Genomic DNA, 24,704 nt, shown 5'->3' with positions numbered 1-24,704 from the left:
AAAGTTTTCAATCTTTTTTTGCAAATATTAAAAAAAATAATTAATATTGCTTCATAATGAAGCAATAAATTACTATTAATCAATAAACCCTATGAAAAAAATCTCTATTGCGAAAATTTCGCTATTGTCTGTTCTCATTATCTCTGGAATTTCTTGGAAGACAAACCCTGAAATAATAGAAACCAATGACAAACCCAAAATCACTATTAATGGCTTTACATTTTCAGATTTAAACCAAAATGGAAAACTAGATAAATACGAAGATACACGACTTCCTATGAATGACAGGATTCAGGATTTGATAAGCAAAATGACCGATGATGAAAAAGCAAGTATGCTCATTGGAATTGGAATGCCCGGATTTGACATAACGACTTTTAAGTTTACAACTGAAGGTTTTCAAGGTAAAGTGCCGGGAGCTGCAGGTGGAACATTTGAATTAAAACGATTGGGAATTCCATCGGTAACAGTTTCTGATGGACCCGCTGGATTAAGAATTAATCCAAAACGAAATAACGAAGCTAACTCCTATTATGCAACTGCTTTTCCTGTTGGAACGTCACTAGCATCCACTTGGAATACGGAATTAATCAACAACGTTGGAAAAGCAATGGGTAACGAAGTGAAAGAATATGGTGTAGATGTTTTGCTTGGACCTGGAATGAATATTCATAGAAATCCGTTGTGTGGCAGAAATTTCGAATACTATTCTGAGGATCCACTATTGACCGGGAATATTGCAGCAGCAATTGTAAACGGAATTCAATCGAATGGCGTTGGAACTTCGGTGAAACATTTTGCAGCCAACAATCAGGAGCGCAATCGAATGGGAATCAATGCCCATATTAGCGAAAGAGCCTTGCGTGAAATATATTTACGCGGTTTCGAAATTACGGTAAGAGAAGCACAACCTTGGACCATTATGTCTTCTTATAACTTAATTAATGGAGTTTACACTTCTGCAAGAAAAGATTTATTGACCACTGTTTTAAGAGACGAATGGGGATATAAAGGCTTAGTTATGACGGATTGGTTTGGGGGTTATAATGGATTTGGGGGTACAAATTCTCCATTTTCGCCAAATTCGGTGAGTGATGTTACCGCACAATTATCAGCTGGAAATGATTTGTTAATGCCGGGATTACCTTCTCAAAAACAGGCAATTTTAGACAATATGAAAAGCGGAAAATTAACTGCAGCAGCCGTAAATACTAATTTAACTCGAGTTTTAGAATTAGTAATGAGATCGCCTTCAATGAATAATTATAAATATTCCGATAAGCCAAATTTGACAACAAATGCCGAAGTCACTAGACAAGCCGCTGCCGAAGGAACTATTTTATTAAAAAATGATAACAATACCTTGCCTTTCACTTCAAAAAAAGCACCTTTGTCCGTTTTTGGAGTTACTTCATACGATTTCATTTCTGGAGGAACAGGAAGTGGTGATGTAAATGAAGCCTACACTATTTCATTATTAGACGGATTGACCTATGCTGGTTTTGCAATAGACTCAGAATTAGAAAGGTTATACAAACCCTATGGAGTTGACCAAAAAGCACAAGAAATGGAACGCCGTGAAAAAAATGGTGGATTATTAGCGACTCCAAAAAGAATTCTTGAATTGGAATTAAGCAAAGAAATCATTGCAAACAAAGCCAATTCCTCTGAACTTGCCTTAATTACCATAGGAAGAAATGCTGGCGAAAATGCAGATAGAAATATTGATGAAGACTTTAATCTAGCCGCTGATGAAGTAGCTTTAATCAACAACGTTTCCGAAGCTTTTCATGCCAAAGGCAAAAAAGTTGTCGTGGTGTTGAACATTGGTGGTGTAATTGAAACCGCTAGCTGGAAAAATAAAGTAGATGCCATCCTTTTGCCTTGGCAACCGGGACAAGAAGGCGGAAATTCAGTAGCCGATGTTTTTACCGGAAAAGTAACTCCATCAGGAAAATTAACAATGACTTTCCCTGTAAAATATGAAGATGCTGCTGCTTCAAAAAACTGGATTGGAACACCTGCCGAAAATCCAACTAACGTAACCTATGAAGAAGGAATTTATGTGGGCTACCGCTATTTTAATACTTTTAACTTAAAACCATCTTATGAATTTGGTTATGGTTTGTCTTATACTAATTTCGATTATTCCGATATAAAATTAAGTGGAAAAACTTTTACCAACAAATTAACAGCAACTATAACTATAAAAAATACAGGGAAAACAGCAGGAAAAGAAGTGGTTCAATTGTATTTGTCGGCTCCATCTAAAAACACAGACAAACCAAGTTCTGAGTTGAAAGCTTTCGCCAAAACTAAACTATTACAACCCGGAGAAAGTCAAACCATAACATTGACTTTAAATCCAAAAGATTTAGCTTCATTTGTTACTGGTAAAAATGCTTGGATTGCAGAAGATGGTAATTATAATGTAGCAATTGGAACATCATCATTAAACATCAAAAAAACGGCTGTTTTTTCATTAGCCAAAGAATTAATTGTAGAAAAAACAAATTCTTCCTTCGCTCTTGATGCCAAATTTTCCGATTTGAAACACTAATTGATGTAAAGAATTCTTGATCCACTTCTGCAAAGAAGTTGTTCTTAAAAAGCCCTTCAAATTGTGGGGCTTTTATAACTAAAACTAAGTGATAACTTAGTTTTCATTAAACAAAAACAATTAAACGCATGAATACTAATGCTATAAATTCAAAACCACATTATCCAATTTTAGATGGTTTACGTGGTGTCGCAGCACTGATGGTGGTCGCTTTTCACATTTTTGAAGCGCATGCTACAAGTCATCTAGACCAAGTAATAAACCATGGTTATCTTGCTGTGGATTTTTTCTTTTTACTATCCGGCTTTGTAATTGGCTACGCTTATGATGATAGATGGGATAATATGTCAATTGGGAATTTTTTCAAACGACGTTTGATAAGACTTCAACCAATGGTTATTATGGGAATGATTATCGGTGCATTGTTGTTTTATTTTCAGGATTCAGTAGTATTATGGCCTAGCATACACGAAGTTCCTGTATGGAAAATGCTGTTGGTAATGGTCATTGGATTTACGCTAATTCCTGTTCCTTCTTCATTGGATATTCGAGGTTGGGCAGAAATGCATCCGCTTAATGGCCCAGGATGGTCTTTGTTTTATGAATATATTGCCAATATAATGTATGCTCTTTTTGTTCGAAAATTTTCAAAAACAGCACTTTCAATACTCGTATTTCTTGCCGGATGTGCATTAATTCATTTGGCTGTAACAAGTCCGAATGGTGATATTATTGGAGGTTGGTCTTTAAATCCAGAACAAATACACATTGGTTTTGCTCGAATGATGTATCCCTTTTTTGCGGGAGTATTGCTTTTCCGTATGGGAAAATTAATTCATATAAAAAACGCCTTCTTTTGGTGCAGTTTACTAGTTATAATAGCTTTAGCAATGCCAAGAATTGGCGGAAGCGAATCCTTATGGATGAATGGTATTTATGATTCAGCAGTGGTTATTTTGTTTTTTCCTCTAATAATTTTCTTGGCGGCAGGCGGAGAAATTAAAGGTAAATTTTCTGCTAGAGTATGCAAATTTTTTGGTGATATTTCATATCCAATATACATTACGCATTATCCAATAATATACATCTATACCGCTTGGGCAATAGATAATAAAATCAAGTTTAGCGATGCCTATCCTATAAGTATTTTAGTTTTGCTATCGTGCGTTGCACTTGCTTATGCTTGCCTAAAACTATATGATATACCGGTTAGAAAATGGATTAATAATAAAGTCTTCCCAAAATAAGCATAGAATGATTTGAAACACTAAATTTCAAATGAATTAATTACAAAAAAATGGATTCGATTAATTTCGAATCCATTTTTTTTGTATCAACTGGATGTGCTCAACTTTGTAAAAGAACAACTGTAATGAAATGTCTTGTTGTTGCATTTTTTTTTAACTTTGAAAAATTGAAAACCACAATCGGGAAAATAGAAATTACCTATGATCACACAAGCAACTACAGAAGACGTTTCCTCGTTAAACCAATTAATAAATTCAGCCTACCGAGGAGAATCGTCTAAAAAAGGATGGACTACCGAAGCCAATTTATTAGAGGGCAAAAGGACGACCGAAGCAGAATTAATTGAGATTATTAAAGACAAGAAAAACACCATTCTAAAATATTCGGAAAACAACCAGATTCTGGGTTGCGTATTGTTGAAAAGAAAAAAAGATGAATTGTATTTAGGAATGCTGACCGTTTCGCCTGAATTGCAAAATAGTGGCATTGGAAAAAAGCTAATGCAAAAAGCCGAAATTTTTGCTGAGGAGTTAGGGCTTTCTAAAATTGTAATGACTGTGATTTCGGTTCGCGAAGAACTAATTTCTTGGTACAAACGCAAGGGCTTTGTAGATACAGGAGCAAGAGAACCTTTTCCAGTGAGCGAGGTTTTTAGTCAAACCTCTAATGATTCATTAGAATTTATGGTGTTGGAAAAAAGGATACCACAAAATGATGTATCACTTGCTCCTTTAAACACTGATTTTGAATAAAAAACAGGCCACAGATTAGAACAGATTTTATATATTTATTCCAGCTTAAATGACCTTAAATGACTTATTTGGTTAAAAAAAGTTTACTTCTCTAAACTTAAATAAGCTTTCCCAATATTCTTTATTACATCCGAAGCGATAAACGCCTGATAACCCGTTTTGGGCAAAGCAATATCTGCCGTCAATCCGTGAAGATAAACCCCTAGAATCGCCGCATCAACAGGTTCATAAGATTGCGCCAACAAACTCGTAATCATTCCCGTGAGCACATCGCCAGTTCCGGCTGTAGCCAAAGCAGCGTTGCCAGTGGTATTTTTATAAATGGTTTCCCCGTCGATTATATAAGTGGGAGCGCCCTTCATCACAATAACAAAATTATTCTGTTTAGAAAAAGCAACAGTTTTCTCGAATTTTTCGGCAACCGAATCCCATTCTCCTATAAGTCGTTCCAGTTCTTTTTGATGTGGAGTGAGTATGGTTTTCTCAGGCAAAAAAGTAAGCCATTGTTGGTTTTGAGACAAAATAGTTAGCGCATCAGCATCGATGACTAAGGGTGTTTTATTGGTTTTGACAAATCGGTGCAAGGCAGTATGCGTTTCGATATCCCGACCAATTCCGGGTCCAATTCCGATAGCTTGAGGAACAAAATCGAAAGCAATTCGGGTAATGTATTTTACCGAAAGATCGGTTAAAACCATTACCTCTGGATTGGCCGTTTGCACAATTTTGTAACCACATCTTGGAATAAAAACCGTAACCAAACCACAACCCGTTTTCAAACACGCTTTAGAGGACAGGCTCACCGCTCCTATTTTGCCATAACTACCGCCAATGATCAAAGCGTGACCTTGAATGCCTTTGTGCGTATGCGAATTAACGGGCTTGTATCTTTTAAGAATTTCGGGCTGATCGATGTAAATTGCTACTTTCATGAAGTGGATTTTGAACATTTAAAAATACAAAAATTAAATGATTCCTCGTTTGTAGTAATTTATTTTTATTTATTAGTTTTATGTAGGTAAATCATTAAGTTTGAATGATAATTGCAAAAGCTTGTTAAATGCGTTAAGACAACTCTATTTAGTAAATTGTTGCTATTTTAAACGTCGCAGAAATCACATAGCAAATCGTTAAAAAACATACTTAAAATGAATATTCACGAATTAAGAGAAGCCCAAGTTCGGTATCAAAACAAAATAGAAGAAGTTATTGAGGCAAGAAAAGAACTTCATAAATTGCGAAATTCATTTGTAAATTACTTTGATATTAACAAGATTAATTCAATGGAAGGCGCTCCGCAAAGTCTCCGACTTTGAGGAGGTGTGAGTCAGTCTGTGACTGACTAAAAATTCAAATATTCTAAAAACAAAACCCTTTGCCACTCCATAAATAATCAATAAATTAGCCACATGAAATTTTATATCAATAGACAATGAAAAATACTGCGCTGACGCACATACACGAGATTTTGGGAGCCAAAATGCTTCCTTTTGCTGGATACAATATGCCTATTTTATATGAAGGAGTTAATGCGGAACACGAAGTAGTTCGCAATGGTGTGGGCGTTTTTGATGTGTCGCATATGGGCGAATTCTTGCTAACGGGACCAAATGCTTTGGCTTTGATTCAGAAAGTGACTTCGAATGACGCTGCTACTTTAACTAACGGTCGAGCGCAATATTCGTGCTTACCGAACAACGATGGCGGAATTGTTGATGATTTATTAGTTTACAAAATAAAAGACGAGCAATATTTACTAGTCGTAAACGCTTCGAATATAGAAAAAGACTGGGATTGGATTTCAAGCTATAACGATTTGGATGTAGAAATGAAAAACCTTTCGGATGATTATTCTCTGCTGGCCATTCAAGGACCAAAAGCCTTAGAAGCGATGCAATCCTTGACATCGATAGATTTGTCGGCTATTCAATACTATCATTTTGAAGTGGGTGATTTTGCAGGAATCGAACATGTGATTATCTCTGCAACAGGATATACTGGTTCTGGTGGTTTCGAGATTTATTGCAAAAACTCGGAAGTAGAACAAATCTGGAATAAAGTTTTTGAGGCAGGTGATGCTTTCGGAATCAAACCAATTGGTCTCGCCGCTCGTGACACTTTGCGTTTGGAAATGGGGTTCTGCTTATACGGAAATGACATCAATGACACGACTTCGCCACTCGAAGCAGGTTTGGGTTGGATTACCAAATTCACCAAAGAATTCACCAATTCTGAAAACTTGAAAAAGCAAAAAGAAGCGGGTGTTTCTAAGAAATTAATCGCTTTCGAAATGCAAGAACGCGCTGTTCCAAGACACGATTATGAAATTGTGGATGCTTTGGGCAACGTCATTGGAATCGTAACTTCTGGAACGATGTCACCATCGATGAATATTGGAATCGGAATGGGTTATGTAACTACTATAAACAGTACAATTGACAGCGTTATTTTTATTAGAATTAGAAAAAATGATGTTCCAGCCAAGGTGGTAAAATTGCCTTTCTACAAGAAATAATAATTGAAAAAAGCAATCGTTATACTACTCTTATTTTTATCAAATGAGATCATTGCCCAGTCTGAAACGGTTGCTTGTATTACCTTATCCAAAATTAACGGGTTAATCAAAGATTTTCATTTCAAACCAAAACCGGTAAATGACAGTTTATCGGTTTATGTTTTTACCCATTTTCTAAAAACAATAGACGGAAAAAACGAATTGTTTCTAGAATCAGAAATTAACAGTCTAAAAAAACACAAATACAAACTAGACGACAATATTATCCATTTGAATTGCAGTTTCTTAAACGAATTTTACAGCATTTATCAAAAAGCAGTTAACCGCCACATTGCGATTATTGAAAACATAAAAAAAGAAAAATTTTCTTTCAGTAGTGTCGAAATAATGAGATCCTCTAAAAAAGCGATGACGTATTTAAAAACGGAAAGCGATTTGAAAAAATTCAATAAAAAACAAATGCTTTATGATGTTCTTAGCGAAATAACGGAAAGCAGCTCTAATAAAGATTCTCTACAAAACGTATTTTCTAGCATTTCGGAAACTTCAAAACAAAAAATATTTGAAGATTATTCCTGCGAAGCAACCAAGTATAGCCTTACAATCGAGGAGTTTTACAATCTCTTTTTCAACGTATTTTGTTCCTATTTTGACCCTCATTCCGCATTTTTTTCAACCAATGAAAAATCAGATTTTCTATCAACGATAAGTTCCGATAATTTTACTTTAGGGCTAAGTTTTTCGGTAAAAGATAAAAACAATATTGTCATAGACGACATACTTCCTGGTGGACCTGGCTATTTTTCGGAAAAATTAGAAATAGGAGATCAGGTCATCAAAATAAAATCAAAAAAAGAAGAATACTTGGTAAATTGTAACAATTTTGAAAAAACAGGAAAGATTTTAAGCTCCAGCGAATACAAAGATGTTTCTCTTACGATGAAGAAAAAAAGTGGATACGTTTACACCGCAAACCTCTATAAACAAGTAATGAAAGATTATCAAAACAGTGTTTATAGCTACATATTAGAACGGGAAAATCAAAAAACAGGATACATCAAAATTCCTAGTTTTTATTCCACTTTAGAAAACGGGAAAACAAACGTAAGTGATGATGTAGCCATAGAAATAAACAAACTCAAGGAAGATAAAATCACTGGTTTAATCATTGATTTAGAAAACAATGGAGGTGGTTCTATGGAGGAAGCTGTTAATCTTTGCGGTTTGTTTATGAACACTCCGTTATTAGCACAAATTGTAACAAAATCAAATCAAAAAGAAATAATTGGCAATCAAAAACCAAAAAATAGTTATACTGGTCCAATCATAATCTTAATTAATGGTTTTTCTGCGTCTGCTAGTGAATTTTTTGCTAATGCTATGCAAGACTATAATTTAGCCTTAATCGTAGGAACAAAATCTTTAGGAAAAGCAACTATTCAAGAAATTGTGCCATTAAAAGGGGAATATGAACAATTTCTTAAAATCACCATTGGAAAATTTTACCGAATAACCGGAAAAAGTAATCAGTACAAAGGGATCATACCCGATATTGAAATTCCAAGTTTATTTGACGATCAAATGCCTAAAGAAAAAGATTTCCCCACCGCATTTAAGAACGATAAAATTGAAAGCATTGTGGATATCAATAAATATCCGATGAATGAAAAACAAAAAGAAGCCATTTTACAATACACCCAAAAATCAAAAACGAATCAAGAATTGCAAAAAAACATCCGTATAAAGGCAAGTTTTAATCAATTTTACACACAGTCTATAACTATCCCTTTACAATTCAATTCTGTTTTTGCTCAAACAAAAGAATTTACAAAGCGGTGGAAAGAAATAGAAACATTTATTAAGACCGATTATCCATTTGTCATAACCAATACTTCAAATGAAATACAAAGAATGCAAATGAGTGGCTACTTAAAATTTATAAATAGTGCACAAATTAAAAATTTAAAAACCAACTTTCGTGTTTTTGAGTCCATAAAAATTATGGGGAATTTAAAATAGAATAGCAAATTAAAAATTGTAATTGTAATTGAATTTTGATATTGCAATTGAAAAAGTTATTTTTGCATTGTTAAAAAAAAATAAGCAATGGGAAGAGCGTTTGAATTCAGAAAAGGAAGAAAAATGAAACGTTGGTCGGCTATGGCCAAAGCATTTACCAGAATTGGGAAAGATATTGTAATGGCAGTAAAGGAAGGCGGACCAAATCCTGATGCCAACTCCAGATTAAGAGCCGTAATCCAAAACTCTAAGGCAGTAAATATGCCCAAAGAAAATGTGGAACGCGCCATCAAAAAAGCAACCGACAAGGATACAGCAAACTATAAAGAAGTATTATTCGAAGGATACGCACCACACGGAATCGCAATTCTAGTGGAAACAGCAACCGACAATAATAATAGAACTGTGGCCAATGTTCGTAGCTATTTCAACAAATGCAACGGAACTATGGGAACACAAGGTTCTGTTGAGTTTATGTTCGATCACAGCTGCAACTTCAGAATTCCTGCTAGCGGAATCGATCCTGAAGAATTAGAATTAGAACTAATTGATTTTGGTGCTGAAGAAGTTTTTGAGGACGAAGATGGTATTTTGATTTACGCTCCTTTTGGTAGTTTTGGAACCATTCAAAAAGAATTGGAAAATAGAAAAATAGAAATCCTCTCCTCAGGTTTTGAACGTATTCCTCAAATTACAAAAAAATTAACAGAAGCTGAAATGGCTGATGTAGAAAAACTAATCGAAAAAATAGAAGAAGATGACGACGTGATGAACGTGTATCATACAATGGAAGAGTAAGCAGATTGCAGATTCTCCACATAAAAAAAACTCCATTCGTTTAATCGAATGGAGTTTTTTTATGCCTTAATACTTAATACTTTATTTTATAAATTCAATTTTTTGTACTTCTTCTTCGTTAATGCTGTCAAAGAATCCTTGTTCATTCATCCAGTCATCACTAAATACTTTGCTCATATAACGAGAACCGTGGTCAGGAAAAATAGCAATTACATTACTGTTTTTGTCAAACTCACCTACTTCAGCATATTGTTTTATGGCTTGAAGAACTGCTCCAGATGTGTAGCCTACAAACAAACCTTCGGTTTTGGCTAATTCTCTTGTAGCATGAGCACTTTCTTCGTCGGTAACTTTCATAAACTTATCGATAACGTCAAAATCAGTTGCCGATGGAATTAAGTTTTTTCCCAATCCTTCAATTCGGTATGGATAAATTTCGTTATTATCGAATTCTTTGGTTTCGTGGTATTTTTTCAATACCGAACCAAAAGCATCAACGCCTAAAATTCTAATATTTGGATTTTGTTCTTTCAGGTATTTTGCTGTCCCAGAAATAGTTCCTCCTGTTCCACTACAAGCAATAAGGTGGGTTATTTTACCATTTGTTTGACCCCAAATTTCAGGTCCAGTAGATTTGTAATGAGCATCAACATTAAGTTGATTGAAGTATTGATTGATGTAAACAGAACCTTTAGTTTCTTCGTGCAAACGTTTGGCAACATTGTAATAAGAGCGTTCATCATCGGCGGAAACGTGTGCAGGACAAACATACACTTTTGCTCCTAAGGCACGTAACATATCTATTTTGTCTTTTGAAGATTTTGAAGTTACAGCCAAAATACAATTGTAACCCTTAATAATACTTACCATTGCTAAACTAAAACCGGTATTTCCTGAGGTAGTTTCTATGATAGTATCGCCAGGAGTTAAAATTCCTCTTTTTTCGGCTTCTTCAATAATAAATAAAGCTATTCTATCTTTAGTGGAATGACCGGGATTAAAGGCTTCTACTTTAGCGTAAAAATTTCCTTCTAATTTTTCGGTAACTTTATTTAACTTAATGAGCGGTGTGTTGCCTATTAATTCTAAAATATTATTATAAGCTTTTATTTCTTCTTTCATAAAAAAATAGTTAATCAAGGACTCTTTTTTATTCAACCTTAAATCCCTGCAAATTTAACAAAAATATTCTAATTACTTTTCAATTTTCTCTAAATCTAATAAAAAACTGTATTCTTTGGCCAATTCCTTAATGGCTTCAAACCTTCCCGAAGCTCCTCCGTGTCCAGCTTTCATATTTGTATCGAGAAATAAAAGAGAATCATCTGTTTTAATACTTCTCAACTTAGCAACCCATTTAGCTGGTTCCCAGTATTGTACCTGCGAATCGTGCAAGCCTGTAGAAACATACATATTAGGGTGTTTTTGTTCTTTCACATTATCATAAGGCGAATACGAAGCCATATAATTGTAATATTTTTTAACATTTGGATTTCCCCATTCGTCATATTCTCCCGTCGTAAGAGGAATGCTTTCGTCCAACATTGTTGTTATTACATCCACAAAAGGTACTTGAGCGATAATTCCGTGATATAATTCGGGTGCTAAATTCACAATTGCCCCCATCAATAACCCTCCAGCTGAACCGCCTTCGGCATACAAATGTTCTGGAGAAGTGTATTTTTGTTCAATAACAAATTTAGAACAATCGATAAAATCAGTAAATGTATTTTTCTTTTTCAACAATTTCCCATCTTCATACCATTGTCGTCCCAAATCTTCGCCACCGCGAATATGAGCAATGGCAAAAATAAATCCTCTATCAAGTAACGTCAATCGAGTGGATGAAAATGTGGCATCCATAGAATGTCCGTAGGAGCCATAAGCATATAACAACAATGGATTCTTGCCGTCTTTATTGAGCCCTTTTCTGTAAACCATCGAAATAGGAATTTTGATTCCGTCTTTTGCAGTGGCCCAAATTCGCTCTTCGGTGTAATTGTTTTTATCGAATTTTCCACCCAGAACTTGTTGTTCTTTCTTTATTTCTTTGGTTTTCGTTTTTACATTGAAATCAATAACCGAAGAAGGCGTCGTCATTGATTGATAGGAATAACGCAAAATATCAGTGTCGAAATCCACGTTAGTTCCTGTGTAAGCAGTATACGTTTCACTTTCGAAAGGCAAATAATATTCCCCTTCTCCACTCCACGGCATAATTCTTATTTTATTCAAACCATTGGTCCGTTCTTCAACAACTAGAAAATCCTTGAAAATTTCAATATCTTCTAACAAAACATCCTCACGATGCGGCACAACTTCCGTCCAATTTTCTTTAGAAGTGGCGGTCTCCAAAGTTTTCATCAATTTGAAATTCGTGGCCTCGTCGGCATTGGTCATAATATAAAAACTATCACCATAATGATTGATACTATATTCTAAACCCCGAATTCGTTTCTGAAAAACTCTAAATTTTCCGTCAGGATTGTCTGCTTCTAATATTTGATATTCGGTAGTCAAAGTGCTTCCTGATTCGATTGCTAAATATTTTCTAGACTTGGATTTGGCCACCTCAACATTGTAAGTTTCGTCTTTTTCAAAATAAACCAAAACATCATCAGCTTGATTTGTACCTAATTTATGCTTGAAAATTTTATCGGAACGCAAGGTAACTTCATCTTGACTCGAATAAAATATCGTCTTGTTATCATTGGCCCAAACCGCATTTCCTGACACTTTTTCTATTCTATCGCTAAGAATTTTACCAGTTTGCAAATCCTTGACTTGAATATCATAAATTCTTCGTCCAACAATATCAAAACTAAAAACGGCTAATTTATTGTCTGGACTAATGCTCAAACCGCCTAATTGGAAATAGGATTTTCCTCTTGCCAATGTATTACAATCGAACAAAATTTCCTCTTTGGCCGAAAGGCTTTCCTTTTTTCTGGAATAAATTGGATAATTTTTCCCAGTTTCAAAACGGGTAATGTAGTAATAACCGTTATACAAATAAGGAACTGACTCGTCATCTTCCTTGATTCTACTCTTCATTTCCTCGAACAATTCCTTTTGAAAAGCCTTGGTATGAGCTGTCATTTTTTTGTAATAGGCATTCTCTTTATTCAGATAATCAATGACTTCTGGATTTTCCCTATTGTTCAACCAAAAATAATTGTCAATTCTTACATCACCGAACTTATCCAAAGTCTTGGGGATTATTTTGGCTAATGGTGGTAGTATTTTTTTAATCATATTTTAAGCTTTCGGTTTTGAAGACTATTTACAAAAATAGCACAAAGAGAGTTTAGAATGAATCTATATTTTATGAAATATTTATTAAATATAAGTTTGCAATATACTAATTTTGCAGCACATATTTTAAAAATTATTACAATGGATTTAATGGGAATGATGGGTAAATTGAAAGAAACTCAAAGAAAAATAGAAGAAACAAAATTGCGATTGGATTCGGTTTTAATAGACGAGCAAAGCACTGACGGCGCATTAAAAGTGACTTTCACAGCAAACGGAAAATTAAAATCCATCTCTATAGCTGATTCTTTATTAGAAGACAAAGAACAATTAGAAGATTATTTGATTGTTACCTTGAACAAAGCCATCGAAAAAGCGGCAAAAGTAAACCAAGCCGAATTAGATGCTGTCGCCAAAGTAGATATGCCAATGATTCCTGGAATGGATGAAATGTTCAAATAAAAAAATAAACTAACTCCCAAATTGAGTCAAATGATAAATAACAAAAACTGGCACGAAAAACACTTTGAAACATTAGGTTTTGGCAGCCGTTTGTCTGATTCAGTGGCAAAAGGAATGGGTTCTTGGAAATTTATCATCCTACAAACAGTTTTGGTAATTCTTTGGATGGTCTTAAATATTGTTGGCTTTTTCTATCATTGGGATGTGTACCCTTTCATCTTGCTCAATCTTCTTTTTTCGACCCAAGCTGCTTATGCTGCGCCAATAATTATGATGTCCCAAAACCGACAAAGCGAAAGAGATAGATTGCAAGCACAAGCGGATTATCAAACCAACATTGATGCAAAAAAAGAAATTGAAGCTTTAACTATAATCCTTAATAAATTGGATGTAGAAAAATTAGACAAAATCATTGCAATGCTGGAAGAAATGAAAAAATAGTTAGAAGTTGGAAGTTAGAAGTTGGAAGTTGGAAGTTAGAAGTTAGAAGGTGGAAGTTGCCTGCCTGCCGGTAGTTAGGGAAGTTTTAAGTTATGCGTTAAGGGCTATGCATTAAGTGTTGTCCAGACTCATAACCCCTAACTCTTAACCCCTAACGTATTATAACTTCTCCAACGTTTCCAACACATACGTATGCATCACTTCACGATAATCTAAATGGGTAACAATACGTAATTTTCCGTGTCCCATTGAACTTATCGATATGTTTTTTTGTTTTAATTTTTCCATTAAAACAGCCTCATTTATATTTGGTTGAACCGAGAAAATTAAGATGTTAGTTTCAACTGGTTCCACTTTTTCGACCCAATTCAGTTTTTCCAAAACAGCTCCAATTTCCTTGGCGCGACGGTGATCGTCTGCCAATCGTTCGATGTTATTATCCAATGCATAAATTCCTGCTGCCGCTAAATAACCCACTTGTCGCATACCACCACCAAGAATTTTTCTAACTCTCAAAGCTCTGTGAATCGTAGCTTTATCAGACAATAAAAGCGAGCCTATTGGCGCTCCCAATCCTTTGGACAAGCAAACCGAAATAGTGTGAAAGACTTTTCCGTAGGCTACAGGATTGTCTTTGGTGGCCACCAAAGCATTCCAAATTCTAGCGCCATCCAAATGAAATTTCAAATTATTGTCATCACAAACCTTTCGTATTTTCTTGAATTCTTCAAAATCATAACAAGCACCGCCTCCTTTATTAGTCGTATTTTCGACGCAAACCAAACTCGTTAGCGGACTGTGATAAAATTCTGGATCATTGATTGCTCCAGCCACTTGTTCAGCTGAAATCATTCCGCGATTTCCGTTCAATAAGCAACAGGAAACACCACTATTAAAGGAAGCTCCACCGCCTTCATAATTATAAACGTGTGCATATTTATCAGCGATTAATTGTTCGCCGGGTTGTGTGTGTAATTTGATTGCCGTTTGATTCGCCATCGTTCCAGATGGGAAAAATAGTGCCGCTTCCATCCCGAACATTTTGGCAACTCTGGCTTCTAGCTCGATAACGGTTGGGTCTTGCTTGTAGACATCGTCACCTACTTCGGCTTTAAACATGGCTCGCAACATTTCTTGAGTTGGTTTGGTTACGGTATCGCTTACTAAATTAATTTCCATATTACTTTTATATTTTAGATAAAGGACAATTCGCGAATTGTCCCTACCAATATTTTTTCTATTTTTGTGGCACAAAATTACTATAATTTATGACAACTACCGAACAAATAAAAGGTATTGTAGAGCGCCTTGGTGCGTTGAGGAGGTATCTTTGACGTTGATGCCAAACTTATCGAAATTACTAACGAAGAAGAAAAAACCCTGGCTCCAGATTTCTGGAACAACGCCAAGGAAGCCGAAATCTATGTGAAAAATCTCCGTTCCAAGAAAAAATGGATTGAAGATTACAATAAAGCCGTCGAAATGGCTGATGAGTTGCAACTCGCATACGAATTCTACAAAGAAGGAGAGTTCACTGCAGAAGAGTTGGACGAGCAATACAATGGCACCCAAAACCATATTGAAGCCATCGAGTTCAAAAATATGTTGTCGGATGAAGGCGACAGTTTAAGTGCTGTTATTCAAATTACGGCTGGAGCAGGCGGAACGGAAAGTTGTGACTGGGCTTCGATGCTGATGCGAATGTATATGATGTGGGCCGAAAAATCGGGATACAAATTACGGGAACTGAATTACCAAGAAGGCGATGCAGCGGGCATAAAAACGGTAACATTGGAAATTGAAGGTGATTATGCTTTTGGCTACCTCAAAGGTGAAAACGGAGTGCATCGATTGGTTCGAATTTCTCCTTTTGACAGTAATGCCAAACGACACACGTCTTTTGCTTCGGTTTATGTGTATCCGTTAGTCGATGATACGATAGAAATTGAAATAAATCCAGCAGATATTGTCATCACAACGGCTCGTTCGAGTGGCGCTGGTGGACAAAATGTGAATAAAGTAGAAACTAAAGTTCAACTGGTTCACAAACCTTCGGGAATACAAATTCAATGCTCAGAAACGCGTTCGCAACACGACAACAGAAACCGAGCGATGCAAATGTTGAAATCGCAATTGTATGAAATTGAACTCAAAAAACAACAAGAACAACGCTCTGATATTGAAGCTGGAAAGATGAAAATCGAATGGGGTTCGCAAATCCGAAATTATGTGATGCAACCTTATAAATTAGTCAAAGACGTTCGCACTAGTTACGAAACCAGCAATGTTGATGGCGTGATGAATGGCGAAATAGACGATTTCCTGAAAGCGTTCCTGATGATGATGGGACAAAAGGAGGAAGAATAGTTGTCAGTGATCAGTGTTCAGTGCTCAGAATTTATAATAATATTAAACCTGACAGGTTATTGAAACCTGTCAGGTTTTGTTGTAAATTAGAATCTATTTATATTTAATTTCATAATACAAAAACCTTATATTTTAGAGTACTTATACTTGTCTAATGAGCTTTTGAAATGTATTTTAATGCTCATCGTTTTATTCTATTTACACATTTAATCTTGCTAAAAAATTAAGATTAGGAATTTTAACTCAAAAGTGCTTTATTTGATGAATATATCCCATTCTAAATCAAAGATCACAATGATATCCTTCTCTATCCAAGAAATAAACGAAGTTCTAAAAGGTGTCATTGTTGGCAATACAACCATTAATATTACCGCTCCAGAACAATTAGAATTGGCAAATACTTCTGAAATTTCTTTTATTGGAAACAAAAAATACGAAAAATTTTGGAATACATCTAATGCTTGTGCAGCAATTGTTAACGAAGATATTTCGATTGAACCAGGAGATAATAAGGCTTTTATCAAAGTAAAAAACGCTGATTTAGCAATGTCCCAAGTCCTAGAGCTTTTTGCTCCTCCTACTCCACTCTTTAGCGCAGAAATTCATCCAACAGCAAATATTGACAAAACCGCTATTATTGGAAAAGGTTCTCGAATTGGTGCTGGAAGTTACATTGGTCCAAATGTTCGACTTGGAGAAAACGTTACTATATATCCCAATGTTACCATTCTTGACGAATGTACCATTGGAAACAATTCTATAATTTGGTCAGGCGCAGTCGTTCGTGAACGTTGTCATATGGGCAATAATTGTATCATTCATCCCAACGCAACAATTGGGGCTGATGGTTTTGGATTTCGTCCTTGTCCCGAAAGAGGTTTAGTGAAAATTCCTCAAATAGGAAATGTGATTTTAGGAAACGGTGTAGAAATTGGTGCTAATACTTGTGTTGATAGAGGCAAATTCAGTTCTACTATTTTAGGTGATGGTTGCAAAATCGATAATTTAATCCAAATCGGACACAACAGCGTGCTTGGGAAATTCTGTATTATGGCAGGACAAAGTGGTTTAGCTGGATCAGTAACTCTTGGAAATGGAGTTATGATTGGAGGAAGTGCTTCGATTACTGATCACGTGACTATAGGTGATGGTGCGGTTATAGGTGGCGGTTCGGGAGTGACTAAAGACGTCCCTGCAAAAGCAACTCTTTTGGGTTATCCCGCAATCGAAGCTCGTGATGCATTAAGACAATGGGCTATTTTGAAAAGATTGGTAAACGAATCCAAGAAATAAAATCAATTATATTAAATCGACCGCAGATTCGCAGAATTTAAAATTATTTTTTAATCTGCGAATCTGCGGTCGATTATTTTTTGAAGTATAAAAGATTAAGCTACATAAGCTAATTATACTTTCAATATTTCAATTATTCTAAAATTTGTTTCAATTGATTTCGTAATTTAGCCTTCGCTATTATAGATTAATACAATTTCATTATGGACATGAACTTCAATAAAAACGAAGACCACAATAAACTCCTCCTTTCTAACTTGCATCATAAATTTGCCAAAGTAAAACTTGGTGGCGGAGAAAAACGCATTCAAAAACTACATTCTGAAGGCAAAATGACAGCGCGGGAACGCATCGATTATTTGTTGGACACCAAAGCTAAATCAATTGAAATTGGTGCCTTTGTTGGTGAAGGAATGTACACGGAATTTGGGGGCTGTCCTTCTGGGGGCGTGATTGTAAAAATAGGTTACATTAAAGGAAAACAATGTATTGTCGTTGCCAATGATGCCACTGTAAAAGCAGGAGCTTGGTTCCCAATTACCGCCAAGAAAAACCTAAGAGCACAAGAAATTGCGATGGAAAATAAACTTCCCATCATTTATTTAGTCGATTCGGCTGGAGTATTCTTGCCCCTTCAAGACGAAATTTTCCCAGACAAAGAACACTTTGGACGCATTTTTAGAAATAATGCTTTGATGAGCAGTATGGGAATTACCCAAATTTCGGCCGTTATGGGAAGCTGTGTGGCTGGTGGTGCTTATTTACCAATTATGAGTGATGAAGCATTAATAGTGGACAAAACAGGAAGTATTTTCTTGGCAGGAAGTTATTTAGTCAAAGCTGCCATTGGCGAAAACATTGACAACGAAACCCTAGGCGGAGCAACCACACATTGCGAAATTTCGGGAGTAACTGATTATAAAGCCAAGGATGACAAAGACGCTTTGGACAAAATAAAAAATATTGTTGACAAAATTGGCGATTATGACAAAGCAGGTTACAACCGAATAAAAGCCGTAAATCCCGCTTTAAACGAAGAAGAAATATACGGCATTTTGCCAAAAGCTCGAAATGAGCAATATGATATGATGGAAATCATCAGCCGATTGGTAGATGAATCTGAGTTTGAAGCCTATAAAGATGGCTACGGACAAACCATAATTACAGGTTATGCCAGAATTGACGGTTGGGCTGTGGGAATAGTGGCCAATCAACGCAAAGTAGTCAAAACTAAGACTGGCGAAATGCAGTTTGGAGGTGTTATCTATTCGGATTCTGCGGATAAAGCCACCCGATTTATTGCCAATTGCAATCAGAAAAAAATTCCATTAGTTTTCCTGCAAGACGTTACAGGATTTATGGTCGGTTCCAAATCGGAACAAGGTGGAATTATAAAAGACGGTGCCAAAATGGTGAATGCCGTTTCAAATTCGGTTGTACCTAAATTTACCATAATCATAGGAAATTCTTATGGAGCCGGAAATTATGCTATGTGCGGAAAAGCATATGACCCAAGATTAATTGTGGCTTGGCCAAGCGCCGAACTCGCTGTGATGGGTGGAACTCAGGCTGCCAAAGTATTGGCACAAATTGAAGCTTCTTCTCTAAAAGCAAAAGGAGAAATCGTAGATGAAGAAAAAGAAAAGGAGTTATTCAACAAAATAAAAGCGCGTTACGATGCGCAAACTTCTCCTTATTATGCTGCATCTCGACTTTGGACAGATGCCATCATCGACCCTTTAGATACCAGAACTTGGATTTCGATGGGAATTGAAGCTGCCAACCATTCACCTATCGAAAAGAAATTTAATTTGGGCGTAATTCAAGTTTAATGAAAATGAGGATAGTTTAAAATAAAATTTCACATAAAAAAAAGAGGATTTCAAAAATCCTCTTTTTTTTTATCAGTAAAATTTACCTACAAAGACAAAACACTTTCGTTTCTCATAATTTTACCAGTTGCAGTCTCATGAAACTTGGGAATAAAGATAATTTCCTTCGGTATTTCATATTTATTTAAAACATTAAAAACGGAGTCCTCAATAACAAATGATTCTCCTTCAACATAAAGCACTGCTTTTTCACCTAAAGTTTCATCATCTTTTCCAAAAACGAAATAACGTCTCGGAATAAGTTTTGAAAGTTTATCTTCGATTTTTTCTGGCAATAATTTTATTCCTCCGCTATTAATAATATTGTCGAGCCTGCCCTCCCAGATAAATTGTGTATCGGAGATTAATTTTACAATATCATTCGTAACGATGTCGTTCTTACTTATTTTTTTTGCATTAATCACTAAACATTGTCTGTCATCGATAGAAACAGTTACATTAGGCAAAGTTGTAAAGGCTACTGCCCCAATTTTTTTTGCTGCTATATGTGTTATGGTCTCAGTCATACCATAAGTTTCATAAATTTCGATTGGCAATTTCACCAATTCTTCTTCTAATGCTCTATGAATTCTTACTCCGCCAATGATTAATTTCTTTATCTTTTTTTGTTTGAGTTGGGTCAAAGAGTTTTTTGCCTGCAAAGGTACCATAGCACAAAAATCAAAACTTTCGTCAATTTTGTCTAACGGATTTGATGTTGGCTCAACAAATTTCATATCCAATCCCAAAATAAAAGAACGAACCCACATCATTTTTCCAGCAACATAATTGGTTGGTAAACAATGTAACATAGTGTTACCAGGCTCTAAACCAAAGAAATCACCAGTTGCCAAAGCTGAATCAAGCATTGCTTGTTTTTCAATTCGGATTACTTTTGGAACTCCTGTAGTTCCCGAAGTACTCAATTCGATATAGGATTTCTCGTCAAACCAATCTAATAAGAAAGTACCAATATGTTGTTCGAATGGTTTTCCCTCTTTTATAAAACAATAGGCCACATAAAACATTTCTTCTCTAGAAATGTGAATCCCATTCAATTTAAAACGGTTGTGAATGTTTTTATACGTTATTTGATGCATTGTGTTGTGTTTCATGATTTATTAATTTGGAGGTAGAACTTTACCAGTAAGTTTTGATGACCAATCCTTCCAATTGTATCTTTTTGCAAATATATATAAGATTATCGGATACACAATTGCAATCGAAATTATCATTTCATTTAATACTGCAGCAGGATTTTCGACACCTGAATATTTAAAAACTGCATCGGTATGAATTGCCGAATAATCGGAAGTAATTAATAAAGCAGCCATCATATTATTTCCTAGATGAAAACCTAAGGCTAGCTCTAAACTTTCATCCATCAATGTCATAATTCCGAGTAATAATCCAGTTCCAATATAAAATACCATAACGCCATAACCCATTCTAGCCACTTCAGGATTAGCACTATGAAACAATCCAAAAACAACCGAAGTAAAAATCAAAGGAAACCACCTGTTTTTTACTATAATACCCATTTGCTGCATCAAATAACCTCTGAATAAATATTCTTCAAGTCCTATTTGACATGGAAAAAATAACAAACTTATAAAAAACAAAACAGCAAATTTGGATGGGTTAAAATTCCAAATAATGTTCGAATTATCGTTAAAATAAGTAACTATAAATACACCAATTGTCAATATAACAACTAATGAAAAGGAAAATAAAATTCTCTTGTAATCTATTTTAATCCTCGAAGTTGTTAGCGAAAGAATGCTTCTATGATGCAAATTACGAACCATCAAAAACAGCAATCCCAACAGAAAAACAAAGGGCGATAAATTAATAATGAGCGATAAATTATTAGGAATTTCACTCATCGATTTGTAAACTTCATCTATTTGCTCTTTTGACATTGAAAAATAGGCAATAAAATTCCCGATAAAAATACCCGCAGTACAAAGCGTGGTAATTAAAACGCGCCACCAAGTATTATTGCCTTTATATGCTTGTTCTATAAACATTTACAAAATTGAATTAATTAAAACTTAAATCTACTATTGACAGCCCGAAATTAACCTAATTTTGCGTTTATATCCCTTACTTTGCAAAAAAAATTAACAGTTAATACAATGATTAAAATTTATCATAATTCCCGTTGCGGAAAATCTAGAGAATGCTTGGCTTTTCTTGAAGATTCTGGTAAAGAATTTGAAGTTATAAAATATTTAGAAAACGTTCCAACTTTGAATGAGTTAAAGTCAATTATTGAAAAATTAAATATAAAACCCATTGAATTGGTACGTCAAAAAGAAAAAATTTGGATAGAAAATTTCAAAAATAAAACAATGTCTGAGGATGAAATTATTCAAGCGATGATTTCGAGTCCAATTCTTATAGAAAGACCAATTATCGTCAATGGAAACAAAGCTGTTATTGCACGTCCGTTAGAAAATGCGTTAACAATTCTTTAATTTACAGCATTTGTATTTTAACATACCTTTATGATTTGCTACTTAAACCAAAGGCTACTTTTGCAGTCTTAATGGAAAAAACACTCCTTAATTGATGAAAAAACTAAAATTTACACTACTTGCATTATTGATATTGACATCAATAAATATATATTCTCAACAAAGAACTCAAGTTTCAAAAATAAAGATTACTGGAAAAGTGATTGAAAAAGTGAGCAAACAAGCTTTGGAATATGCTACAATCACATTCACAAGCGGTACATCTACCAAAACAATTGCTGGAGGAATTACGAATCCAAAAGGAGAATTTGATGTTGACATCACACCTGGGACTTATAACGTCAAAATAGAATTTATTTCTTTTAAACCAATCATAATAAAAGAACGCAAACTTGACAAAGGGACAAATTTAGGGCAAATCACATTAGAAGAAGATGCCACACAATTGAACGAAGTTGTAATTCGTGCCGAAAAATCTTCAGTAGAAATCAAACTAGACAAAAAAGTGTATAATGTAGGTCAGGATATGATGGTGAAAGGTGGAACTGTAAGTGATGTTCTGGACAATGTTCCTTCTGTTTCTGTGGATACCGAAGGAAATGTAAGCTTAAGAGGAAGTGATAATATCCGAATTTTAATTGATGGAAGACCTTCATACGCAGTAAATATTGCTGAAGCTTTGAGACAACTTCCAGCCGATGCCATTGATAAAGTAGAAGTTATTACAAATCCATCGGCGCGATATGATGCCGAAGGTGGTTCCGGATTAATCAACATCATTCTTAAAAAAGGTAAAAATCAGGGTTTTAATGGAACTTTTATTGCTTCAGCAGGAATTCCCGAGACGTATGGTTTAAGTGCAAATTTGAATTATAAAACAGAAAAACTAAACTACTTTACGAACTTGGGTTTCAGTCACAGAACAAATCAAGGTGGTGGTAAAACTAATTCTCAATATTTTAACGAAGATGGTTCTATTAAAAACTTTTTAAACGAAGATCGTGAAACAGAGCGAACTAGAGATGGTTTTAACGGAAGAACGGGTATTGAATGGACGGTTGCACCAAATACTTTTTGGACAAATGCTATTAATTACCAAAAGGATAATGGTGAAAATAATGATTTAATCAATTTTAATAATTTTGATGCTGATTATAATTTCACAGGTTCAACTTACCGTTTGGGTTCAGGAGAAAATGGCGGTAAAAACATAGAGTACACTTCAAACTTAATCAAAAACTTCAACGACAAAGGGCACAAACTTACTATTGATGGTTCTATTTCAAGAAATTCAGAAAAAGACCAAAGTAGTATTACTGGCTCTAACAATTTTAATAACACATTAAATAATCAAGTTCAAAAACAAGTACAATTTCAAGCCGATTATGTACTTCCAATAGGAGAAGGAAGTCAGTTTGAGGCAGGATATAAAGGAAGTTTTGGTGACTTAGACAATCAATATTATGTTCTTGACGAGTTAGGAGTAAGAATCGATAATTTATCTAATACTTTAGAATACAAAGAATATATCAATGCTCTTTATACTTCATACGGCTTTAAAGTAAATAAATTCTCTTATTTATTTGGGTTACGTTGGGAAGACACCAATATCGAAGTAAATTTATTAGACAACAATGATTTTAATACTAAAAAGTACAACAACTTTTTCCCAAGTGCTTTTGTTAGTTATGAAATCTCAGACCAAAGTAACATTACTACAAGCTACAGCAAACGTTTATCTAGACCTAGAGGTCGTTTTATGAACCCTGCGGTAAATTATGCAAGTAATGTTAATATTTTTCAAGGAAATCCTGACTTAGATCCATCTCTAACCAACAAATTTGATTTTGGTTATATCAAACGTTGGGACAAAATAACTTTTAATACCTCAGCTTATTTTGAAGATACTAAAGATGTTTTCAGTTTTGTGCGATCTCCTACAGGCGATGAAGTAAATGGAATTCCAGTTATTAAAAGTTCACCAATTAACTTAGGAAAAGAACAAAAATATGGTTTTGAGTTTACTTTAAATTATAGCCCATTCAAAATTTGGAGATTGAACAGTAATTTCAATTTTTATAATGTAAAAACCACTGGCGAAAACAGTTATAAAGATACACAAGGCAATATTATAGTTCAAAATTTGGACAACCAAGCTAATACTTGGTCTGCAAGAATTAGTTCAAAACTGACATTACCATACAAAATTGACTGGCAGCTAAATGGGAACTACAATGGAGAACAAAAAACCGCTCAAGGTAAAAACTTGGATCAGTTTAGTATGAACACCGCTTTTAGTAAAGATGTGCTAAAAGACAAAGCAACCATAGCTTTCAATATTAGTGATATTTTCAATTCGAGAATAATGAGATCTTATACGTATCTTGATAATCAAACATCCTATGGCGAAATGCAATGGCGTAAACGTCAATTTAATTTATCATTCACTTACCGTTTTAACAAACCAAAAGGAGAAAAAGAAAAGAATCCACAACCTAGAAATGAAGATGGCGGAGGAGAATTCCCTGGATAATAAATACACGAAAATAGGTTAAATTGGTAACTTATTATTTTTTATAAAAACCTATGAAGCATTTAAACTTCATAGGTTTTTTTTGTTTAAAATATCATTGCTTGAATATA

At 34.7% G+C, this 24,704-nt stretch carries 20 protein-coding genes; 14 read left to right on the top strand and 6 right to left on the bottom strand.

Annotated features, from left to right (window positions below; translation table 11 throughout):
* Positions 1-91: 91 nt before the first annotated feature.
* From FNW17_RS05960 to FNW17_RS05950, 3 genes are all read left to right on the top strand, one after another.
* On the top strand, positions 92-2,560 hold the full coding sequence (locus FNW17_RS05960; protein ID WP_143389856.1) for a beta-glucosidase: 2,469 nt from the start codon (positions 92-94) through the stop codon (positions 2,558-2,560).
* Between the two features lie 128 nt (positions 2,561-2,688).
* The gene (locus FNW17_RS05955; RefSeq protein ID WP_143389857.1) at positions 2,689-3,807 is read left to right on the top strand and encodes an acyltransferase family protein; all 1,119 of its coding nucleotides are present in this window, start codon (positions 2,689-2,691) and stop codon (positions 3,805-3,807) included.
* Positions 3,808-4,008: 201 nt separating this feature from the next.
* The gene (locus FNW17_RS05950) at positions 4,009-4,560 is read left to right on the top strand and encodes a GNAT family N-acetyltransferase (RefSeq protein ID WP_143389858.1); all 552 of its coding nucleotides are present in this window, start codon (positions 4,009-4,011) and stop codon (positions 4,558-4,560) included.
* Between the two features lie 83 nt (positions 4,561-4,643).
* Here FNW17_RS05950 and FNW17_RS05945 read toward each other — a convergent pair whose 3' ends face one another.
* Positions 4,644-5,492: an NAD(P)H-hydrate dehydratase gene (locus FNW17_RS05945; protein ID WP_143389859.1), complete on the bottom strand. Its 849-nt coding sequence runs from the start codon at positions 5,490-5,492 to the stop codon at positions 4,644-4,646.
* Between the two features lie 216 nt (positions 5,493-5,708).
* Here FNW17_RS05945 and FNW17_RS16275 point away from each other — a divergent pair, with 216 nt between their 5' ends.
* The 4 genes from FNW17_RS16275 to FNW17_RS05930 all read left to right on the top strand — a co-directional run bounded on the left by FNW17_RS16275 (position 5,709) and on the right by FNW17_RS05930 (position 9,892).
* Positions 5,709-5,876 carry a hypothetical protein gene (locus FNW17_RS16275; RefSeq protein ID WP_185965267.1) on the top strand — a complete coding sequence of 56 codons (168 nt, stop codon included), beginning with the start codon at positions 5,709-5,711 and terminating at the stop codon, positions 5,874-5,876.
* 116 nt (positions 5,877-5,992) lie between these two features.
* Positions 5,993-7,075, top strand: coding sequence for a glycine cleavage system aminomethyltransferase GcvT (gcvT, locus tag FNW17_RS05940; RefSeq protein WP_143389860.1), 1,083 nt, complete (start codon positions 5,993-5,995; stop codon positions 7,073-7,075).
* A 3-nt stretch (positions 7,076-7,078) separates the two neighbouring features.
* Positions 7,079-9,094, top strand: coding sequence for a S41 family peptidase (locus tag FNW17_RS05935; RefSeq protein WP_143389861.1), 2,016 nt, complete (start codon positions 7,079-7,081; stop codon positions 9,092-9,094).
* 87 nt (positions 9,095-9,181) lie between these two features.
* Positions 9,182-9,892 carry a YebC/PmpR family DNA-binding transcriptional regulator gene (locus FNW17_RS05930; protein WP_143389862.1) on the top strand — a complete coding sequence of 237 codons (711 nt, stop codon included), beginning with the start codon at positions 9,182-9,184 and terminating at the stop codon, positions 9,890-9,892.
* 81 nt (positions 9,893-9,973) lie between these two features.
* Here the strand turns inward: FNW17_RS05930 and FNW17_RS05925 are convergent, their stop codons facing one another.
* Positions 9,974-11,014 carry a PLP-dependent cysteine synthase family protein gene (locus tag FNW17_RS05925; RefSeq protein WP_143389863.1) on the bottom strand — a complete coding sequence of 347 codons (1,041 nt, stop codon included), beginning with the start codon at positions 11,012-11,014 and terminating at the stop codon, positions 9,974-9,976.
* Positions 11,015-11,086: 72 nt separating this feature from the next.
* Positions 11,087-13,147, bottom strand: a complete 2,061-nt coding sequence (locus tag FNW17_RS05920; RefSeq protein ID WP_144071132.1) for a S9 family peptidase — start codon at positions 13,145-13,147, stop codon at positions 11,087-11,089.
* Between the two features lie 141 nt (positions 13,148-13,288).
* Here FNW17_RS05920 and FNW17_RS05915 point away from each other — a divergent pair, with 141 nt between their 5' ends.
* Together FNW17_RS05915 and FNW17_RS05910 are read left to right on the top strand one after the other, a co-directional pair.
* A complete protein-coding gene (locus tag FNW17_RS05915) occupies positions 13,289-13,609 on the top strand; it encodes a YbaB/EbfC family nucleoid-associated protein (RefSeq protein ID WP_126563132.1) in 321 nt (106 codons plus the stop codon).
* 30 nt (positions 13,610-13,639) lie between these two features.
* Positions 13,640-14,050 (top strand): DUF1003 domain-containing protein, encoded by a 411-nt coding sequence (locus tag FNW17_RS05910; RefSeq protein ID WP_144071131.1) that lies wholly within the window; start codon positions 13,640-13,642, stop codon positions 14,048-14,050.
* Positions 14,051-14,209: 159 nt separating this feature from the next.
* On the opposite strand, the gene FNW17_RS05905 is transcribed toward FNW17_RS05910, so the two are convergent.
* Positions 14,210-15,229: a threonine aldolase family protein gene (locus tag FNW17_RS05905; protein WP_143389866.1), complete on the bottom strand. Its 1,020-nt coding sequence runs from the start codon at positions 15,227-15,229 to the stop codon at positions 14,210-14,212.
* 89 nt (positions 15,230-15,318) lie between these two features.
* On the opposite strand from FNW17_RS05905, the gene prfB reads away from it, so the two are divergent.
* From prfB to FNW17_RS05890, 3 genes are all read left to right on the top strand, one after another.
* Positions 15,319-16,417, top strand: a protein-coding gene (gene prfB, locus FNW17_RS05900; protein WP_143389867.1) for a peptide chain release factor 2 whose coding sequence is annotated in 2 segments (ribosomal slippage) — positions 15,319-15,381 and positions 15,383-16,417 — 1,098 coding nt in all. Because the reading frame shifts where the segments join, the coding sequence is not laid out codon by codon here.
* Between the two features lie 294 nt (positions 16,418-16,711).
* Positions 16,712-17,710 (top strand): UDP-3-O-(3-hydroxymyristoyl)glucosamine N-acyltransferase, encoded by a 999-nt coding sequence (gene lpxD, locus FNW17_RS05895; protein ID WP_144071130.1) that lies wholly within the window; start codon positions 16,712-16,714, stop codon positions 17,708-17,710.
* 203 nt (positions 17,711-17,913) lie between these two features.
* On the top strand, positions 17,914-19,542 hold the full coding sequence (locus FNW17_RS05890) for an acyl-CoA carboxylase subunit beta (RefSeq protein WP_143389869.1): 1,629 nt from the start codon (positions 17,914-17,916) through the stop codon (positions 19,540-19,542).
* 86 nt (positions 19,543-19,628) lie between these two features.
* On the opposite strand, the gene FNW17_RS05885 is transcribed toward FNW17_RS05890, so the two are convergent.
* Together FNW17_RS05885 and FNW17_RS05880 are read right to left on the bottom strand one after the other, a co-directional pair.
* The gene (locus FNW17_RS05885) at positions 19,629-20,696 is read right to left on the bottom strand and encodes an AMP-binding protein (protein ID WP_235893249.1); all 1,068 of its coding nucleotides are present in this window, start codon (positions 20,694-20,696) and stop codon (positions 19,629-19,631) included.
* Between the two features lie 6 nt (positions 20,697-20,702).
* Positions 20,703-21,611 (bottom strand): CPBP family intramembrane glutamic endopeptidase, encoded by a 909-nt coding sequence (locus FNW17_RS05880; protein ID WP_143389870.1) that lies wholly within the window; start codon positions 21,609-21,611, stop codon positions 20,703-20,705.
* A 108-nt stretch (positions 21,612-21,719) separates the two neighbouring features.
* Between FNW17_RS05880 and arsC the strand changes: the two genes are divergently transcribed.
* Positions 21,720-22,061, top strand: a complete 342-nt coding sequence (gene arsC, locus FNW17_RS05875) for an arsenate reductase (glutaredoxin) (protein ID WP_144071129.1) — start codon at positions 21,720-21,722, stop codon at positions 22,059-22,061.
* Positions 22,062-22,155: 94 nt separating this feature from the next.
* Positions 22,156-24,594, top strand: coding sequence for an outer membrane beta-barrel family protein (locus FNW17_RS05870; protein WP_144071128.1), 2,439 nt, complete (start codon positions 22,156-22,158; stop codon positions 24,592-24,594).
* The last annotated feature ends 110 nt before the right edge of the window (positions 24,595-24,704 follow it).

Origin of the sequence: Flavobacterium franklandianum (assembly GCF_007097365.1) — a bacterium.
Lineage (GTDB): Bacteria > Bacteroidota > Bacteroidia > Flavobacteriales > Flavobacteriaceae > Flavobacterium > Flavobacterium franklandianum.
The sequence above is the reverse complement of the archived record's forward strand: the minus strand, read 5'-3'. Positions and strand labels throughout refer to the sequence as shown.

Excerpts from the sequence above, each read along its gene's own strand:
- FNW17_RS05945 (WP_143389859.1), bottom strand. The coding sequence starts at position 5,492 with ATGAAAGTAGCAATTTACATCGATCAGCCCGAAATTCTTAAAAGATAC.
- gcvT (WP_143389860.1), top strand. The coding sequence starts at position 5,993 with ATGAAAAATACTGCGCTGACGCACATACACGAGATTTTGGGAGCCAAA.
- arsC (WP_144071129.1), top strand. The coding sequence starts at position 21,720 with ATGATTAAAATTTATCATAATTCCCGTTGCGGAAAATCTAGAGAATGC.
- FNW17_RS05925 (WP_143389863.1), bottom strand. The coding sequence starts at position 11,014 with ATGAAAGAAGAAATAAAAGCTTATAATAATATTTTAGAATTAATAGGC.
- FNW17_RS05950 (WP_143389858.1), top strand. The coding sequence starts at position 4,009 with ATGATCACACAAGCAACTACAGAAGACGTTTCCTCGTTAAACCAATTA.
- FNW17_RS05930 (WP_143389862.1), top strand. The coding sequence starts at position 9,182 with ATGGGAAGAGCGTTTGAATTCAGAAAAGGAAGAAAAATGAAACGTTGG.
- FNW17_RS05885 (WP_235893249.1), bottom strand. The coding sequence starts at position 20,696 with ATGAAACACAACACAATGCATCAAATAACGTATAAAAACATTCACAAC.
- FNW17_RS05955 (WP_143389857.1), top strand. The coding sequence starts at position 2,689 with ATGAATACTAATGCTATAAATTCAAAACCACATTATCCAATTTTAGAT.
- FNW17_RS05960 (WP_143389856.1), top strand. The coding sequence starts at position 92 with ATGAAAAAAATCTCTATTGCGAAAATTTCGCTATTGTCTGTTCTCATT.
- FNW17_RS05910 (WP_144071131.1), top strand. The coding sequence starts at position 13,640 with ATGATAAATAACAAAAACTGGCACGAAAAACACTTTGAAACATTAGGT.
- FNW17_RS05890 (WP_143389869.1), top strand. The coding sequence starts at position 17,914 with ATGGACATGAACTTCAATAAAAACGAAGACCACAATAAACTCCTCCTT.
- FNW17_RS05920 (WP_144071132.1), bottom strand. The coding sequence starts at position 13,147 with ATGATTAAAAAAATACTACCACCATTAGCCAAAATAATCCCCAAGACT.
- FNW17_RS16275 (WP_185965267.1), top strand. The coding sequence starts at position 5,709 with ATGAATATTCACGAATTAAGAGAAGCCCAAGTTCGGTATCAAAACAAA.
- FNW17_RS05905 (WP_143389866.1), bottom strand. The coding sequence starts at position 15,229 with ATGGAAATTAATTTAGTAAGCGATACCGTAACCAAACCAACTCAAGAA.
- FNW17_RS05870 (WP_144071128.1), top strand. The coding sequence starts at position 22,156 with ATGAAAAAACTAAAATTTACACTACTTGCATTATTGATATTGACATCA.
- FNW17_RS05880 (WP_143389870.1), bottom strand. The coding sequence starts at position 21,611 with ATGTTTATAGAACAAGCATATAAAGGCAATAATACTTGGTGGCGCGTT.
- lpxD (WP_144071130.1), top strand. The coding sequence starts at position 16,712 with ATGATATCCTTCTCTATCCAAGAAATAAACGAAGTTCTAAAAGGTGTC.
- FNW17_RS05915 (WP_126563132.1), top strand. The coding sequence starts at position 13,289 with ATGGATTTAATGGGAATGATGGGTAAATTGAAAGAAACTCAAAGAAAA.